13 protein-coding genes are annotated in these 12,712 nt (G+C 63.0%); 8 read left to right on the forward strand and 5 right to left on the reverse strand.

The window, feature by feature from the left end; translation table 11 throughout:
- Positions 1 to 8: 8 nt before the first annotated feature.
- From AC07OE_RS04455 to AC07OE_RS04485, 7 genes are all read left to right on the forward strand, one after another.
- Complete coding sequence (locus tag AC07OE_RS04455) at positions 9 to 986, forward strand: ABC transporter ATP-binding protein (RefSeq protein ID WP_495069360.1); 978 nt, start codon at positions 9 to 11, stop codon at positions 984 to 986.
- On the forward strand, positions 983 to 1,987 hold the full coding sequence (locus tag AC07OE_RS04460) for a dipeptide ABC transporter ATP-binding protein (protein WP_495069361.1): 1,005 nt from the start codon (positions 983 to 985) through the stop codon (positions 1,985 to 1,987). Before AC07OE_RS04455 ends, AC07OE_RS04460 begins: the two co-directional genes overlap by 4 nt.
- 28 nt (positions 1,988 to 2,015) lie before the next feature.
- Positions 2,016 to 3,644 (forward strand): ABC transporter substrate-binding protein, encoded by a 1,629-nt coding sequence (locus AC07OE_RS04465; RefSeq protein ID WP_495069362.1) that lies wholly within the window; start codon positions 2,016 to 2,018, stop codon positions 3,642 to 3,644.
- Between the two features lie 139 nt (positions 3,645 to 3,783).
- The gene (locus tag AC07OE_RS04470) at positions 3,784 to 4,290 is read left to right on the forward strand and encodes a gluconokinase (protein WP_495069363.1); all 507 of its coding nucleotides are present in this window, start codon (positions 3,784 to 3,786) and stop codon (positions 4,288 to 4,290) included.
- Positions 4,287 to 4,784 (forward strand): TRAP transporter small permease subunit, encoded by a 498-nt coding sequence (locus tag AC07OE_RS04475; protein WP_495069364.1) that lies wholly within the window; start codon positions 4,287 to 4,289, stop codon positions 4,782 to 4,784. The genes AC07OE_RS04470 and AC07OE_RS04475 overlap by 4 nt, the downstream gene beginning before the upstream one ends.
- Positions 4,785 to 4,789: 5 nt before the next feature.
- Entirely contained in the window at positions 4,790 to 6,082 is a 1,293-nt protein-coding gene (locus AC07OE_RS04480; RefSeq protein ID WP_495069365.1) for a TRAP transporter large permease, read from the forward strand.
- 35 nt (positions 6,083 to 6,117) lie between these two features.
- Positions 6,118 to 7,146, forward strand: coding sequence for a TRAP transporter substrate-binding protein (locus AC07OE_RS04485; protein ID WP_495069366.1), 1,029 nt, complete (start codon positions 6,118 to 6,120; stop codon positions 7,144 to 7,146).
- A gap of 69 nt (positions 7,147 to 7,215) precedes the next feature.
- Here the strand turns inward: AC07OE_RS04485 and gloA2 are convergent, their stop codons facing one another.
- Genes gloA2 through AC07OE_RS04500 form a run of 3 tightly spaced genes read right to left on the reverse strand, consistent with a single transcriptional unit; the run spans position 7,216 to position 10,951 of the window.
- The gene (gene gloA2, locus AC07OE_RS04490; RefSeq protein ID WP_495069367.1) at positions 7,216 to 7,620 is read right to left on the reverse strand and encodes an SMU1112c/YaeR family gloxylase I-like metalloprotein; all 405 of its coding nucleotides are present in this window, start codon (positions 7,618 to 7,620) and stop codon (positions 7,216 to 7,218) included.
- Positions 7,617 to 9,380, reverse strand: a complete 1,764-nt coding sequence (locus AC07OE_RS04495; protein WP_495069368.1) for a thiamine pyrophosphate-binding protein — start codon at positions 9,378 to 9,380, stop codon at positions 7,617 to 7,619. Before AC07OE_RS04495 ends, gloA2 begins: the two co-directional genes overlap by 4 nt.
- Entirely contained in the window at positions 9,377 to 10,951 is a 1,575-nt protein-coding gene (locus tag AC07OE_RS04500; RefSeq protein ID WP_495069369.1) for an aminotransferase class V-fold PLP-dependent enzyme, read from the reverse strand. The genes AC07OE_RS04495 and AC07OE_RS04500 overlap by 4 nt, the downstream gene beginning before the upstream one ends.
- Before the next feature lie 126 nt (positions 10,952 to 11,077).
- Between AC07OE_RS04500 and AC07OE_RS04505 the strand changes: the two genes are divergently transcribed.
- Positions 11,078 to 11,536 (forward strand): Lrp/AsnC family transcriptional regulator, encoded by a 459-nt coding sequence (locus AC07OE_RS04505; protein WP_495069370.1) that lies wholly within the window; start codon positions 11,078 to 11,080, stop codon positions 11,534 to 11,536.
- 58 nt (positions 11,537 to 11,594) lie between these two features.
- Here AC07OE_RS04505 and AC07OE_RS04510 read toward each other — a convergent pair whose 3' ends face one another.
- Positions 11,595 to 12,062 carry a GNAT family N-acetyltransferase gene (locus tag AC07OE_RS04510; protein WP_495069371.1) on the reverse strand — a complete coding sequence of 156 codons (468 nt, stop codon included), beginning with the start codon at positions 12,060 to 12,062 and terminating at the stop codon, positions 11,595 to 11,597.
- A complete protein-coding gene (locus AC07OE_RS04515) occupies positions 12,059 to 12,700 on the reverse strand; it encodes an FMN-binding negative transcriptional regulator (protein ID WP_495069372.1) in 642 nt (213 codons plus the stop codon). The genes AC07OE_RS04510 and AC07OE_RS04515 overlap by 4 nt, the downstream gene beginning before the upstream one ends.
- Positions 12,701 to 12,712: the final 12 nt, after the last annotated feature.

A 12,712-nucleotide genomic window follows, 5' to 3' on the forward strand; every position in this document is an offset into this window, starting at 1 on the left:
ACCCCATCATGGCCCTGCTGGAAATTGAAAACCTCTCCGTCGAGTTTCCGTCGCACAGCGGCGTGATGCATGCAGTCCAGGACGTGAGCCTCTCGCTCGATGCGGGTGAGGTATTGGGCGTGGTGGGTGAATCCGGCTCAGGCAAAAGCGTGACCATGATGGCGCTGATGGGCCTGGTGGCCTATCCCGGCCGGGTGCAGGCCAAGACGCTGCGCTTTGACGGCCATGACCTGCTGGGCCTGAGCGAGCGCGAGCGCCGCCGCTTCACCGGCAAAGACATGGCCATGATTTTTCAGGACCCCACCACCAGCCTGAATCCCTGCTTCACGGTGGGCTACCAGTTGGCCGAGACCTTGAAGCTGCACCTGGGCATGGACCGCAAGGCCGCCCACAAACGCTCGATTGAGTTGTTGGAACAGGTCGGCATTCCGGCCCCCGAGAGTCGCCTCAAGGTCTACCCGCACCAGTTGTCGGGCGGCATGAGCCAGCGGGTGATGATTGCCATGGCCATTGCCTGCAACCCCAAGTTGCTGATTGCGGACGAACCCACCACCGCACTGGACGTAACGATCCAGGCGCAGATCCTGGACCTGCTCAAGACCCTGCAAAAAGACCGCGGCATGGCACTGGTTCTGATCACCCACAACATGGGCGTGGTGTCGGACATGGCGCAGCGCGTCGCCGTGATGTATGCCGGTCAGGTGATGGAAGAGCGCAGTGCCGATGCACTGTTTGCAGCGCCGGCCCACCCTTACACCGAAGCGCTGCTTGCGGCCATGCCCGAACGCAGCCTGCACCAGAGCCGTCTGAACACCATCCCCGGCATGGTGCCCGGCCTGCATGACCGCCCCAACGGCTGCCTGTTCATGCCACGCTGCCGCCATTCGCGCGAAGGCGCCTGTGACCAGCGCCCAGCCCTCACGCCGTGGCCAGGCGGGCAGGTGCGATGCCACTTCGCCTTGAACGCAGACGAGGTGGCTGCATGAGCGCCCCCGCAATCCCAAAACTGACCCCGGTCGTCCAGGCACAGGGCCTTCGGCAGGTGTACACCATTCGCCGCGGTTTTCTGCGCGCGCCGGACCAATTGCAGGCCGTGGCCGGTGTGTCGTTCTCGGTCATGCCGGGCCGCACGCTGGCCGTGGTGGGTGAATCGGGCTGCGGCAAATCCACACTGGCGCGCATAGTGTCCCTGATCGAATCTCCTACCGAGGGGCAATTGACGTTGGCCGGGGTGGAGACCGCCCACGCTGACCTGGCCCAAAAAAAACTGCTGCGCCAAAAAGTGCAGCTGGTGTTCCAGAACCCCTATGGCTCATTGAACCCGCGCAAGCGCATTGGCCAGATTCTGGAGGGCCCACTCGAGATCAACACCCGTTTGACTGCGGCGCAGCGCCAGGACAAGGCCCGTGCCATGCTGGCCAAGGTGGGCCTGCGCCCCGAGCACTACGACCGCTACCCGCACATGTTCTCCGGCGGCCAGCGCCAGCGCATTGCCATTGCGCGCGCGCTGATGCTGGACCCGGCGCTCGTGGTGGCGGATGAGCCCGTTTCCGCGCTGGACGTGTCCATCCAGGCACAGGTGCTGAACCTGCTGGCCGACCTGCAAAGCGAGCTGGGCTTGGCTTACTTGTTCATCTCGCACGACCTGGGTGTGGTGCGCCACATTGCCCACGATGTGCTGGTCATGTACCTGGGCCAAGTGGTGGAACAAGGCGACAAGGCCACGCTGTTCGAGCGCCCGCTGCACCCCTACACCCGCGCACTCATGGCCTCCACACCCGGCATGCACGGCCCCGGCAAAGGCCAGCGCATCGTGCTCAAGGGCGAGCTTCCTTCACCGTTGAACCCACCTGCAGGCTGCGTGTTTTCCACGCGCTGCCCGCACGCCAATGCGCGTTGTCACAGCGAGCGCCCAGAACTGCAAATGCTGGATGGCAGGCTGGTTGCCTGCCACGAAGCCCACACGTTTAGCCAACCCGCTGCATAGGCAGCATCACCTCAGAGGAGTAAACCCCATGACCCCCAACCTGAAGAAAGCCGCTGCCACACGCCGCACCAAAAGTGCCTGGCTGTGCGCGCTGGCATTGCCTGCGGCCTTGGCCCTGACACCTGTGGCCGCCAAGACCCTGGTGTACTGTTCGGAAGGTAGCCCCGAAAACTTCTACCCCGGTGTCAACACCACCGGCACCTCGTTTGACGTAACCGAACAGATTTACGACAACCTGGTGCAGTTCGAGCGCGGCGGCACCAAGGTGGTACCCGCCTTGGCAGAGAGCTGGACCATCTCCAAAGATGGGCTGGAATACGTCTTCAAGCTGCGCAAGGGGGTGAAGTGGCAGTCGAATAAAAACTTCAAACCCAGCCGTGACTTCAACGCCGACGACGTGATGTTCATGATCGAACGCCAGTGGAAAGAGAACGACCCCTACTTCAAGGTGACCAGTTCCAACCACGCTTACTTCGGCGACATGGGCATGCCTGCGCTGCTCAAGACCGTGGAGAAGGTGGACGAGTACACCGTCAAGATCACACTCAACAACCCGGAAGCGCCTTTCCTGGCCAACCTGGCGATGCAGTTTGCCGGTGTGCAGTCCAAGGAATACGCAATTGCCATGCTGAAGGCTGGCACCCCGGAGAAGATTGATCAGGACCCGCTGGGTACCGGCCCTTTCCAGGTGGTGCAGTACCAGAAGGATGCGTTGATCCGCTTCAAGGCCTTTCCCCAGTACTGGGCGGGCAAGGCCAAGGTGGACGACCTGATCTTCTCCATCACACCGGATGCGTCGGTGCGCTGGGCCAAGCTGCAAAAGGGGGAATGCCATGTCATGCCCTACCCCAACCCCGCCGATCTGGACGCCATGCGCAAGGACGCCAAGGTCACCGTGCTGGAGCAACCAGGCTTGAACATTGGATACCTGGCCTACAACACAACGAAGAAGCCCTTTGACGACGTGCGCGTGCGCAAAGCCATCAACATGGCCATCGACAAGAAGGCCATCGTGTCAGCGGTGTACCTGAGCACCGGCATTGCCGCCACCAACCCGATTCCGCCGGGCCAATGGTCGTACAACAAGGCCTTGAAGGACGACGCCTACAACCCCGCTGAAGCCAAGAAGCTGCTGGCCGCCGCTGGCTACCCGAACGGCTTCACCACCGACCTGTGGGCCATGCCCGTGCAACGCCCCTACAACCCCAATGCGAAGCGCATTGCCGAGCTGATGCAGGCTGACCTGGCCAAGGTGGGCGTGACCGCCGAGATCAAAAGCTTTGAATGGGGCGAGTACCGCAAGCGCATGCAAAACGGCGAGCACCAAATGGGCATGCTGGGTTGGACCGGCGACAACGGTGACCCCGACAACTTCCTGAACACCCTGCTGGGCTGCGCTTCGGCCAAGAGCAACGGCTCCAACGTGGCCAAGTTCTGCTACCAGCCGTTTGAAGACCTGGTGCAAAAAGCCAAGGTGGTGTCCAACCCCGCAGAGCGCACCAAGCTGTACGAAAAAGCCCAGGTGATCTTCAAGGAACAAGCGCCCTGGTTCACCATTGCCCACGCGGTGCAGTTGGCCCCCGTGCGCAAAGAGGTGGTGGACTACAAGCTCAGCCCCTTTGCCAAACACACCTTCTACGGCGTGGACATCAAGTAAGCCGCACAGGCGACGCACCTAACAAGGGCCGGTTTTCACCGGCCCTTTTTTTGTCTGTTTCAGCAGTCTCTAGGGAAAGTACCACCCCTTGATTGAAAATTCGAGCCATAAGATAGCGCTATCCAAATACATCGCACACATGCAGTCCATCGTCATCATGGGAGTCGCCGGTTGCGGCAAGTCCAGTCTGGCAGCGGTTGTTGCGCAGGCCTGCCATCTCACGCTGCTGGAGGGCGACGACTACCACAGCCCTGCCAGCCGCGAAAAAATGCGCCAGGGCATTGCCCTGACCGATGCTGACCGGGAAGGGTGGCTGGCCACGCTGGCCAGCGCCCTGCACGCCCAGCCGCAAGGACTGGTCGTGACTTGCTCGGCCCTCAAGCGCAGCTACCGCGAACGCCTGCGCCAGGCCGCACCCGCCCTGCGCTTCGTATTCATGGACATCGACAAGGCCCACGCCCAGGCGCGCGTAGTGGCCCGCGCGCCATCCCACTTTTTTTCCAGCAGCCTGGTGGACAACCAGTTCGCCACGCTGGAGTCGCCCGTGGGCGAGCCTGGTGTATTGCGCGTGGATGCGCTGCGCCCGCTGGCCGATTTGCAAACCGAGGTCAGCGCGTGGCTGGTCTCCACTACCGAGGCCGTATGACCCCCCTCCCCCTAAACCGTTTTCAGCGCTGGTCCAACCACCTGCTTGCCCTGTGCCTGGGCGTGATGGCCGTGGCCGTATTCGTCAACGTGGTGCTGCGCTATGGCTTTGGCAGCGGCGTGGCCGCCAGCGAAGAACTCTCCCGCCTGCTGTTTGTCTGGATGGTGTTCATCGGCGCCACAGCGGCCTACCCGCTGGGCGAACACATGGCCTTCACCAGCCTGGTGGGCGCACTGCAACAACGCCCGTTCGCCATGGCCGCCATGACGGCGCTGATACGGCTGCTGGTGCTGCTGGCCTGCGTGCTGCTGGGCGTAGGCGCCTGGCAACAGGCGGTGGTGGGCTGGGGCAGTTACTCCGTGGTCATGGGCTACCCCAATTTGCTGCTACCGCTGCCAGCCCTGCTGTGCTCGGTCGCCATCGGATTGATGGCCTTCCTTGAACTTGTGAAACGCACGCCGCTGGACTTGGGCCACGGCGCAGAACTGGACTGAACACCATGAGCAACGAAGGTCTCGCCTTTCTGGTTTTTTGCTTTGGCATGCTGGCCCTGATGGGCATTGGCATGAACATGGGCCTGGCGCTGGTGCTGACCGGCGCCGGCATGGCCTGGGTGCTCGACTTCTGGGATACGCAGTTGCTGGCCCAAAACCTGGTCGCCGGGGTGGACAGCTTTCCGCTCCTGGCCGTGCCCTTCTTCATCCTGGCCGGGGAGTTGATGAACTCCGGCGGGATCAGCCGGCGCATCATTGCCATGGCGCAGGCGTGGGTCGGCCACATTCGCGGCGGCCTGGGCTTCGTGGCGATTGGCGCGGCGGTGCTGATGGCCAGCATGAGTGGCTCGGCCCTGGCGGACACGGCCGCATTGGCCACCATTCTCATGCCCATGATGCGCCAGCAAGGCTACCCCATGAACACCTCGGCCGGGCTGATTGCCTCGGGCGGCATCATCGCGCCCATCATTCCGCCCAGCATGCCGTTTGTGATTTACGGCGTGACCACCAACACCTCGATCTCCGCGCTGTTCATCTCCGGCATCGTGCCCGGGCTGATCATGGGCGTGGGCCTGATCGTGGCTTGGAAGCTGGTGCTGCGAAAGATTGACTTGCCCGCTGGCCAACCACTGCCCATGCGCGAACGGCTGCAGGCCACGCTCAAGGCCTTCTGGGCCATGCTCATGCCCATCATCATCATTGGTGGCATGAAGACCGGCGTGTTCACGCCCACCGAGGCCGCCGTGGTCGCCGCGTTCTATGCCCTGATGGTGGCCCTGTTTGTTCACCGCGAGATGCGCCTGCCCGAAGTGCACGGCGTGCTGGTGCGTGCCGCCAAGACCACGGCCATCGTCATGTTCCTGTGTGCCGGCGCCCAGGTGGCCAGCTACATGATCACGCTGGCCGATCTGCCCGGTGTGCTGACCGGCTGGCTGGGGCCGCTGGTGAACAGTCCGCGCCTGCTCATGACTGTGATGATGGTGGTGCTCATCATCGTGGGGACCGCGCTGGACCTGACACCTACCATCCTGATCTTCGCGCCCGTGATGCTGCCCATTGCCGTGAAGGCAGGCATCGACCCGGTGTACTTCGGCCTGATGTTTGTGCTGAACGGCGCCATTGGCCTCATCACCCCGCCAGTGGGCACCGTGCTGAACGTCGTGGCCGGTGTGGGGCGGCTGCCGCTGCACCAGGTCATCAAGGGGGTCAACCCCTTCCTCATCACCTACACGCTGATCCTGTTCCTCTTTGTGCTGTTCCCACAAATCGTGACCGCGCCCGTGGCGTGGATGCGCTAGCCCTCCGTTCCCACCCATAACCCCAGGAGACAACCATGACCCACCTTCCCACCCTGCTACGACGCACCCTGGTGGCAGCCGCCAGTGCCGCACTGCTCAGTGCCTCGTTTGCCACGCTGGCGCAAGACATCAAACCACGCATCATCCGCTTTGGCTATGGCCTGAACGAGCAAAGCAACCAGGGCCGCGCCTCCAAGGTGTTTGCCGAAGCCGTGGAAAAAGCCTCGGGCGGCAAGATGAAAGTGCGCGCCATCGGTGCCTCCGCGCTGGGCCCCGACGTACAAATGCAAAACTCGCTCATCGGCGGCGCGCAGGAAATGATGGTGGGATCCACTGCCACCCTGGTGGGCATCACCAAAGAGATGGCGCTGTGGGACACGCCGTTTCTCATCAGCAACGCCAAGGAAGCTGACGCCCTGCTGGATGGGCCCATCGGTGACAAGATTCGCGCCAAGCTGCAGGACAAGGGCCTCGTAGGTCTGGCCTACTGGGAAAACGGCTTCCGCAACCTGACCAACAGCAAGCGCGCCATTACCAAGATGGAAGACCTGGGCGGCATCAAGCTGCGCGTCATGCAGAACAACGTATTCCTGGAAAGCTTCAAGACCCTGGGCGCGAATGCCGTACCCATGGCGTTCTCCGAGCTGTTCAGCGCGCTGGAAACCAACACCGTAGACGGCCAGGAAAACCCGTTCAACACCATCCTCTCCAGCAAGTTCTACGAAGTGCAGAAGTACATGACGGTGACCAACCACGTGTACAGCCCCTGGATCGTGATGGCCAGCAAGAAGTGGTGGGATACGCTGTCCAAGGATGAGCAAAAGATCCTCAGCGACGCTGCGATCGCCAGCCGCGACTTTGAACGCAAGGACACCCGCGACGAAGCCTCCAAGGCCGTGGCCGACCTCAAGGCCAAGGGCATGCAGGTGAATGAGCTGTCGCCCGCCGAATCGGCCCGCATGCGGGACAAGCTGACCCGCGTCTATGCGCTGATCGGTGCCGACGTGGGCATGGACCTGTGGAACGAAACCCAGACCGAACTGGCCAAGCTGCGCAAGAAATAAGCCTCTACCCCTCGTATTTATTGGGGATACCGCTTCTCTTTTAGTAGCAGCCTTTAATCAAAGCCCCCCTCAGGCGGGGCTTTGCGCTTCATACAGCTCCAACGGCAGACCGTCGGGATCGGCAAAGAACACGAAACGCCGGCCTGTGAATTCGTCGACCCGGATGTCTTCCACCGCAATGCCCACCGATTCCAGCTGGTGCTTCCAGGCCGCCACATCGGCCACCCCAAAGGCCAGGTGGCGCAGGCCGCAGGCCTCGGGACGTGAAGGGCGCGGTGGCGGGCTGGGAAAGGAAAACAACTCCAGCTGCGTCCCGTCAGGCAGGGCCAGGTCCAGCTTGTACGACTGGCGCTCGGCTCGGTAGTTCTCTGCCACCACACGCAAGCCCAGCACCTCGGTATAGAAGTACTTGGAGCGCGCGTAGTCCGAGGCGATCAGCGCCACATGGTGCACGGTTTGCAGGGTCACACTCATCGCTGCAGCGCCGTTTGCACCAGGGCCGCCTGGGTCAACGCGGCCAGGCTACCGCGTGTGCTGATGAGCTCAGGCTCCAGCACGACCTCAATCACCGTGCCATTGGGCCGCGCCAGTGCGGCCAGCAGCTCGACCTCGAAGTCGGCACTCTTGCGAATGGTCACGCCTGCGTAGCCATAGGCACGGGCCAGCGCCGCAAAGTCAGGGTTCTGAAGCGCCGTGCCTGCCACGCGCTCCGGGTACTCGCGCTCCTGGTGCATGCGGATGGTGCCGTACATGCCGTTGTTGAGCAGCAGGATGATGCTCTTGGCCCCATGCTGCACAGCCGTGGCCAGCTCCTGGCCGTTCATCAAAAAGTCGCCATCGCCCGCGATGGTGAAGGCGGTACGCCCGGTGGTGATGGCAGCTGCAATCCCGGCCGGCACGCCATAGCCCATGGCCCCATTGGTGGGGGCCAGCTGGGTCTTGTGGCCCGCAGCCAGGCCGGTGTAGCGGTAAAAACGGTGCAGCCAGCTGGCAAAGTTTCCCGCACCATTGGTCAGCACCGCGTCCGGCGGCAAATGCTTTTGCAGCGTGGCAATCACGCTGGGCATATCTACCAGGCCGTTTTTGTTGTCAGCCGGCAAGTCCTTGATGGTGCTAGGCACCAGGTTGGCTTCGTAGTCGGCGTGGCACCCCTGTGTCCACGCCTCCCAGGGCACGGTCACTGGCGCGGTCAAGACTTCGAGAGAGCGAGCCGCGGCACCCATGCTCGCGTGGATGGCCAAATCGGCCTGGTAGACGCGGTTGAGCTCTTCGGCACTGCTGTGGATGTGCACCAGCGTCTGCGCCGCCTTGGGCGCCTGCAGCAGCGTGTAGCCACCGGTGGTCATCTCGCCCAGGCGCGGGCCGATGGCAATGATAAGGTCGCTCTCGCGCACGCGTTTGGCCAGCGCGGGGTTGATGCCGATGCCCACATCGCCCGCGTACTGCGGGTGGTGGTTGTCAAACGTGTCCTGGAAACGGAACGCGTTGCCCACCGGCAGGCGCCAGTTCTCGGCAAAGCGCTGCAGGGCCTGCGCGGCCTGCGGCGTCCAGCCGCCACCGCCGGCAATGACAAAGGGACGCTCCGATTTCAATAGCAGCTGGCGCAGATTCCGCAGGGCCCCAGGGTCGCTCCAGGCCTCAACCGGTTCCACCCGGGCCAATGGCCGGGGGCTTTGGCGCCTTGCATCAGGAACCACCGCTTGGGTCAACATGTCTTCGGGCAATACCAGCACCACGGGACCGGGGCGGCCATTCATGGCGGTTGCAAATGCGCGAGCAATGTATTCAGGAATGCGCGCCGCCTCGTCAATGCGTTCCACGCGCTTGGCCATGCCCAGCGCGCTGGGGCCAAACATCACCCGGTAGTCCATCTCTTGAAATGCCTCGCGGTCGCGTTGGTCGCTGGCCACATCGCCCACCAGCAGCACCATGGGCGTGGAGTCCTGGAACGCGGTGTGCACGCCAATGCTGGCATTCGTCGCCCCCGGCCCGCGGGTGACAAAGCAGACGCCGGGCCGCCCGGTCAGCTTGCCATGCGCTTCGGCCATGAAGGCAGCACCGCCCTCTTGCCGGTTTACGATGAATTGAATGTGCTTGCGGTAGACATGAAAACCATCCAGCACTGCCAGATAGCTTTCACCGGGCACACCAAAGGCATGGGTTACGCCTTGTTCCACAAGGCATTGCACCAGCAGATGGCCGGCGAGTTGGGGGGATGGAATAGCTGCGGTCATGCGCTCCATTGTGCCGCCAAGCCACCCGCCAAGTGCCAGGCTTGGCAGTGTCCGCGTGCGCGCAGGGCCTGCACCGCCTGCAGGCTGCGCCCACCGCTGCGGCAGAAGAAGATCAAGGGGCGGTGGCTATCGCTCAGCCAGGCCGGCAGGTGCTGGCCCAAGGTTGCCAGCGGGACATTGCACAGGGCCTGGGCGGACCACGGCAGACTCTGCCGGCCCACCGCATGTTCATAGGTCTCCCGCACATCCACCAACAGGGCATCCGGATGGTCTTGCAAAAAGGTAGGCAAGGCATCAGCGGTCAATACGGCCTGCTCCGCATCCATGCAGGATGCTTCAGTGTCCAAAGGCTGCGCCACGGACGCCACGGCACTTTGCAGCGCTGCACCGCAGCGCGCAATGCGCGCACAGGCTTCGTCAATCAGCACATCGTCAGTGCATGCGCCAATGGACAAGCGCGCCGCCCCCTCGGTCTGCCACGACGGCAAACCCATGGCGCAGAGCACAAAGCTGGGTTCGGCCTTGGCCGCACTACAGGCACTGCCCGCGCTGATACGCATGCCGGCTGCGTCAAACAGGTTGAGCAGGGCCTTGCTGGACAGGCCAGGGACCGAGAAATTCAGGGTGGTGGGCAGCGAGCCTTCAAAGGGCATGTTGAACACCAAGCCGGGAAAGGCTGCGCGCAGGGCATTGGCCAGCCGCCGGCGCGCTTGCTGCAGAAAGGCAGCGGAACGGAACACAGCCCCCTCCCCCGCGTGGCCAGCTTCCAACGCCTGCAGCACCGCGCCCATCGCCGCAATGCCAGGCATGTTCTCCGTGCCCGAGCGCTGCCCGCCCTCCTGCCCGCCACCCACCATGAGCGGGGTGAACGGGCTGCCGGCGCGCACATACAGCATGCCGATGCCCTTGGGCGCGTAGAGCTTGTGACCGGAAAACGGCGCGTAGTCGATGCGCGTGGCCTGCAGGTCCAGATCCAGTTTTCCCAGCGCCTGCACACAGTCCACCAGCCACAGCGCGCGGGAGCCACTGGAGTTCAACAAGGCCTCGATCCCTGCAATGTCGGACACCACACCGGTTTCGTTGTTGGCGGCCATGGTGCACAGCAGGCCCGCGCCGGCGATGTGCGCCTGCAGAAAAGCCATGTCGTGGCGGCCCTGCTGGTCCACCGGCACTTCCACAATCGGCAAGTTGAGGCTCAGCACACGGTTCCAGTGCGCCAGGCTCTGCGGCACCGCTTTGTGCTCGGTGGCCCCGACCAACAGCGGGCCGTCCGCGCGCTCACCCGCATCCCGCTGCTCCCGCAGCGCGCACAAGGCGGACAGCACCGCGGTCTGTATGCCTTCGGTCGCGCCGCTCACAAACAGCAGGCGCCCCGCCCCTACGCCAAGCAGGCGGCTTGCGCGCGCCCGCACTTCGTCCACCAGCGCGCGGGCGCGCAGGCCTGTGCAGTGGCTGCTACTGGGGTTGCCGAACTGGGTCTCCATGGCCTGCAGCGCCGCATCGCGCGCGGCAGGCAACAAGGGAGTAGTGGCATTGCAGTCCAGATAGATCTCGTGCGGGGTGGTCAGCATGGCCGGCTTCTTCGGTGGTGGCAATGGCTCAAATCTTAGTTTTCCATCTCCTAATATTCATTCTTCATTTACCCAAATAATACATTTTTGTAGAATAAATATTCTTTAAAAACGCAACATTGCAGCATGAAAGAACTAGACCGCATGGATCGCGCCATACTGAGCGCGCTGCAGCAGGACGCGACCTTGTCGGCCGCCCAATTGGGTGAGAAGGTGGGCTTATCGTCCACCCCTTGCTGGAAACGCGTGAAGGCCATGGAGGAAGCCGGCCTCATCGAGAAGCGCGTGGCCATCGTGAACCGTGCACAGGCTGGCCTGCCGGTCACGGTGTTTGTGAGCCTGCGCACCAACCGGCACGACGAAGCCTGGTTGCGCAAGTTCGCCGCCTCGGTGTCCAGCATGCCCGAGGTGATGGAATTCCACCGCATGAGCGGCGATGTGGACTACCTGCTCAAGGTGGTGGCAGCCGACATCGCTGGCTACGACCGCTTCTACAAACGCCTGATCCAGAACGCGCAGCTGGCGGGAGTGTCGTCGGCGTTTTCGATGGAAGAGATCAAGAGCACTACTGCGTTACCTTTGTGATGGCGGTTTGCGGATATTCCACGAGCACTAGAGGCGAATTTCATGTGAAATTCAAGTCTCAGCCCAAAGCGTAGTCGTATCGGATAAATCCATGGTGCTTGGCCACGCGGTCGTACAGGCCTCTGGCCCGCGTATTCGTGGTGTGGGTCAGCCAATACAGTTTGGGTGCGCCGCGTGCCTTGGCGACCTGCGCCACCTGCTCGATCAAGGCCTGCGCCAGGCCGTGGCCGCGAGCAGATTCGTCTACAAACAGGTCTTGCAAGTAACACACATCGGCCGACCAGATGCTCGGCTGGAAGAGGTAATGCGTGATGCCTAACAAATGTCCATCGACCCGCGCCGCAAAGGCGTGGATGCCATCGCCGTTCATTAGACGCTGCCACGTTCGCTCATAGGTCGCCTGGGACAGTTCCCGCTCGTAAAAGCTGTTGTAACCCTCACCAAGGCGTTGCCAGGCGGCGTAGTCGGATGCGTGTAACGCGTCAATGGCGACGACTACCTTGGGGCTCGTTGTATGTTCAGTCATGCCTTGATCCTCTGTTGCACCAATAAGGCCATCTGCGCAGCCGCATCGCCGGGCTGCCCCGCCAGACCTGCAGCCACACCCTGCTGGTCGGCCGCCGGGCGGTTCTGACTGACCTTCCACTTGCCCACCCAGCGCTGCACGGGTATCTCAATGCCGACGATGACCCGCAGCAGCTTGGTGATGTAGTCGACGGGGGCGTCGGACACCTGCCACGGCAGGGCCTGGCCCGCCTCATGGGTTTGCGTGAGCCGGGTCACCACATCCAGGATGCGGTCAGCCTCCTCAAAGGCCTGGGGCACGCCGTGGGCATGCACGGTGGCGTAGTTCCAGGTGGGCACGGCCATGCCATTGGCATGTTTGCTGGGGTACCAGTTGGGCGACACATAGGCTTGCGCCCCGGTGAACACCGCGACCGACTGCGCGCCCGCCGCCAACGCTTGCCACACCGGGTTGGCACGGGCCACGTGGCCGACCAGCGTGCCGTGTTCGCCGCGGTCCGCATCCAGCAGCATAGGTATGTGGTTGACCAGCAGCTCGCCTTCCTGCTGCACCACCCAGGTGGCCAGCGGGTGGGCGCGCACCAGAGCGTGCAGCGTGGCGGTGTCGGTCTCGGTAAAGTGGGGCGGCAAATAAGTCATGGGCTTAGGGGT

The sequence above is a fragment of the Rhodoferax sp. GW821-FHT09E07 genome (genome assembly GCF_059416145.1).

Excerpts from the sequence above, each read along its gene's own strand:
- AC07OE_RS04470 (WP_495069363.1), top strand. The coding sequence starts at position 3,784 with ATGCAGTCCATCGTCATCATGGGAGTCGCCGGTTGCGGCAAGTCCAGT.
- AC07OE_RS04475 (WP_495069364.1), top strand. The coding sequence starts at position 4,287 with ATGACCCCCCTCCCCCTAAACCGTTTTCAGCGCTGGTCCAACCACCTG.
- AC07OE_RS04515 (WP_495069372.1), bottom strand. The coding sequence starts at position 12,700 with ATGACTTATTTGCCGCCCCACTTTACCGAGACCGACACCGCCACGCTG.
- AC07OE_RS04485 (WP_495069366.1), top strand. The coding sequence starts at position 6,118 with ATGACCCACCTTCCCACCCTGCTACGACGCACCCTGGTGGCAGCCGCC.
- AC07OE_RS04510 (WP_495069371.1), bottom strand. The coding sequence starts at position 12,062 with ATGACTGAACATACAACGAGCCCCAAGGTAGTCGTCGCCATTGACGCG.
- AC07OE_RS04460 (WP_495069361.1), top strand. The coding sequence starts at position 983 with ATGAGCGCCCCCGCAATCCCAAAACTGACCCCGGTCGTCCAGGCACAG.
- AC07OE_RS04480 (WP_495069365.1), top strand. The coding sequence starts at position 4,790 with ATGAGCAACGAAGGTCTCGCCTTTCTGGTTTTTTGCTTTGGCATGCTG.
- AC07OE_RS04465 (WP_495069362.1), top strand. The coding sequence starts at position 2,016 with ATGACCCCCAACCTGAAGAAAGCCGCTGCCACACGCCGCACCAAAAGT.
- AC07OE_RS04500 (WP_495069369.1), bottom strand. The coding sequence starts at position 10,951 with ATGCTGACCACCCCGCACGAGATCTATCTGGACTGCAATGCCACTACT.
- AC07OE_RS04455 (WP_495069360.1), top strand. The coding sequence starts at position 9 with ATGGCCCTGCTGGAAATTGAAAACCTCTCCGTCGAGTTTCCGTCGCAC.
- AC07OE_RS04495 (WP_495069368.1), bottom strand. The coding sequence starts at position 9,380 with ATGACCGCAGCTATTCCATCCCCCCAACTCGCCGGCCATCTGCTGGTG.
- AC07OE_RS04505 (WP_495069370.1), top strand. The coding sequence starts at position 11,078 with ATGAAAGAACTAGACCGCATGGATCGCGCCATACTGAGCGCGCTGCAG.
- gloA2 (WP_495069367.1), bottom strand. The coding sequence starts at position 7,620 with ATGAGTGTGACCCTGCAAACCGTGCACCATGTGGCGCTGATCGCCTCG.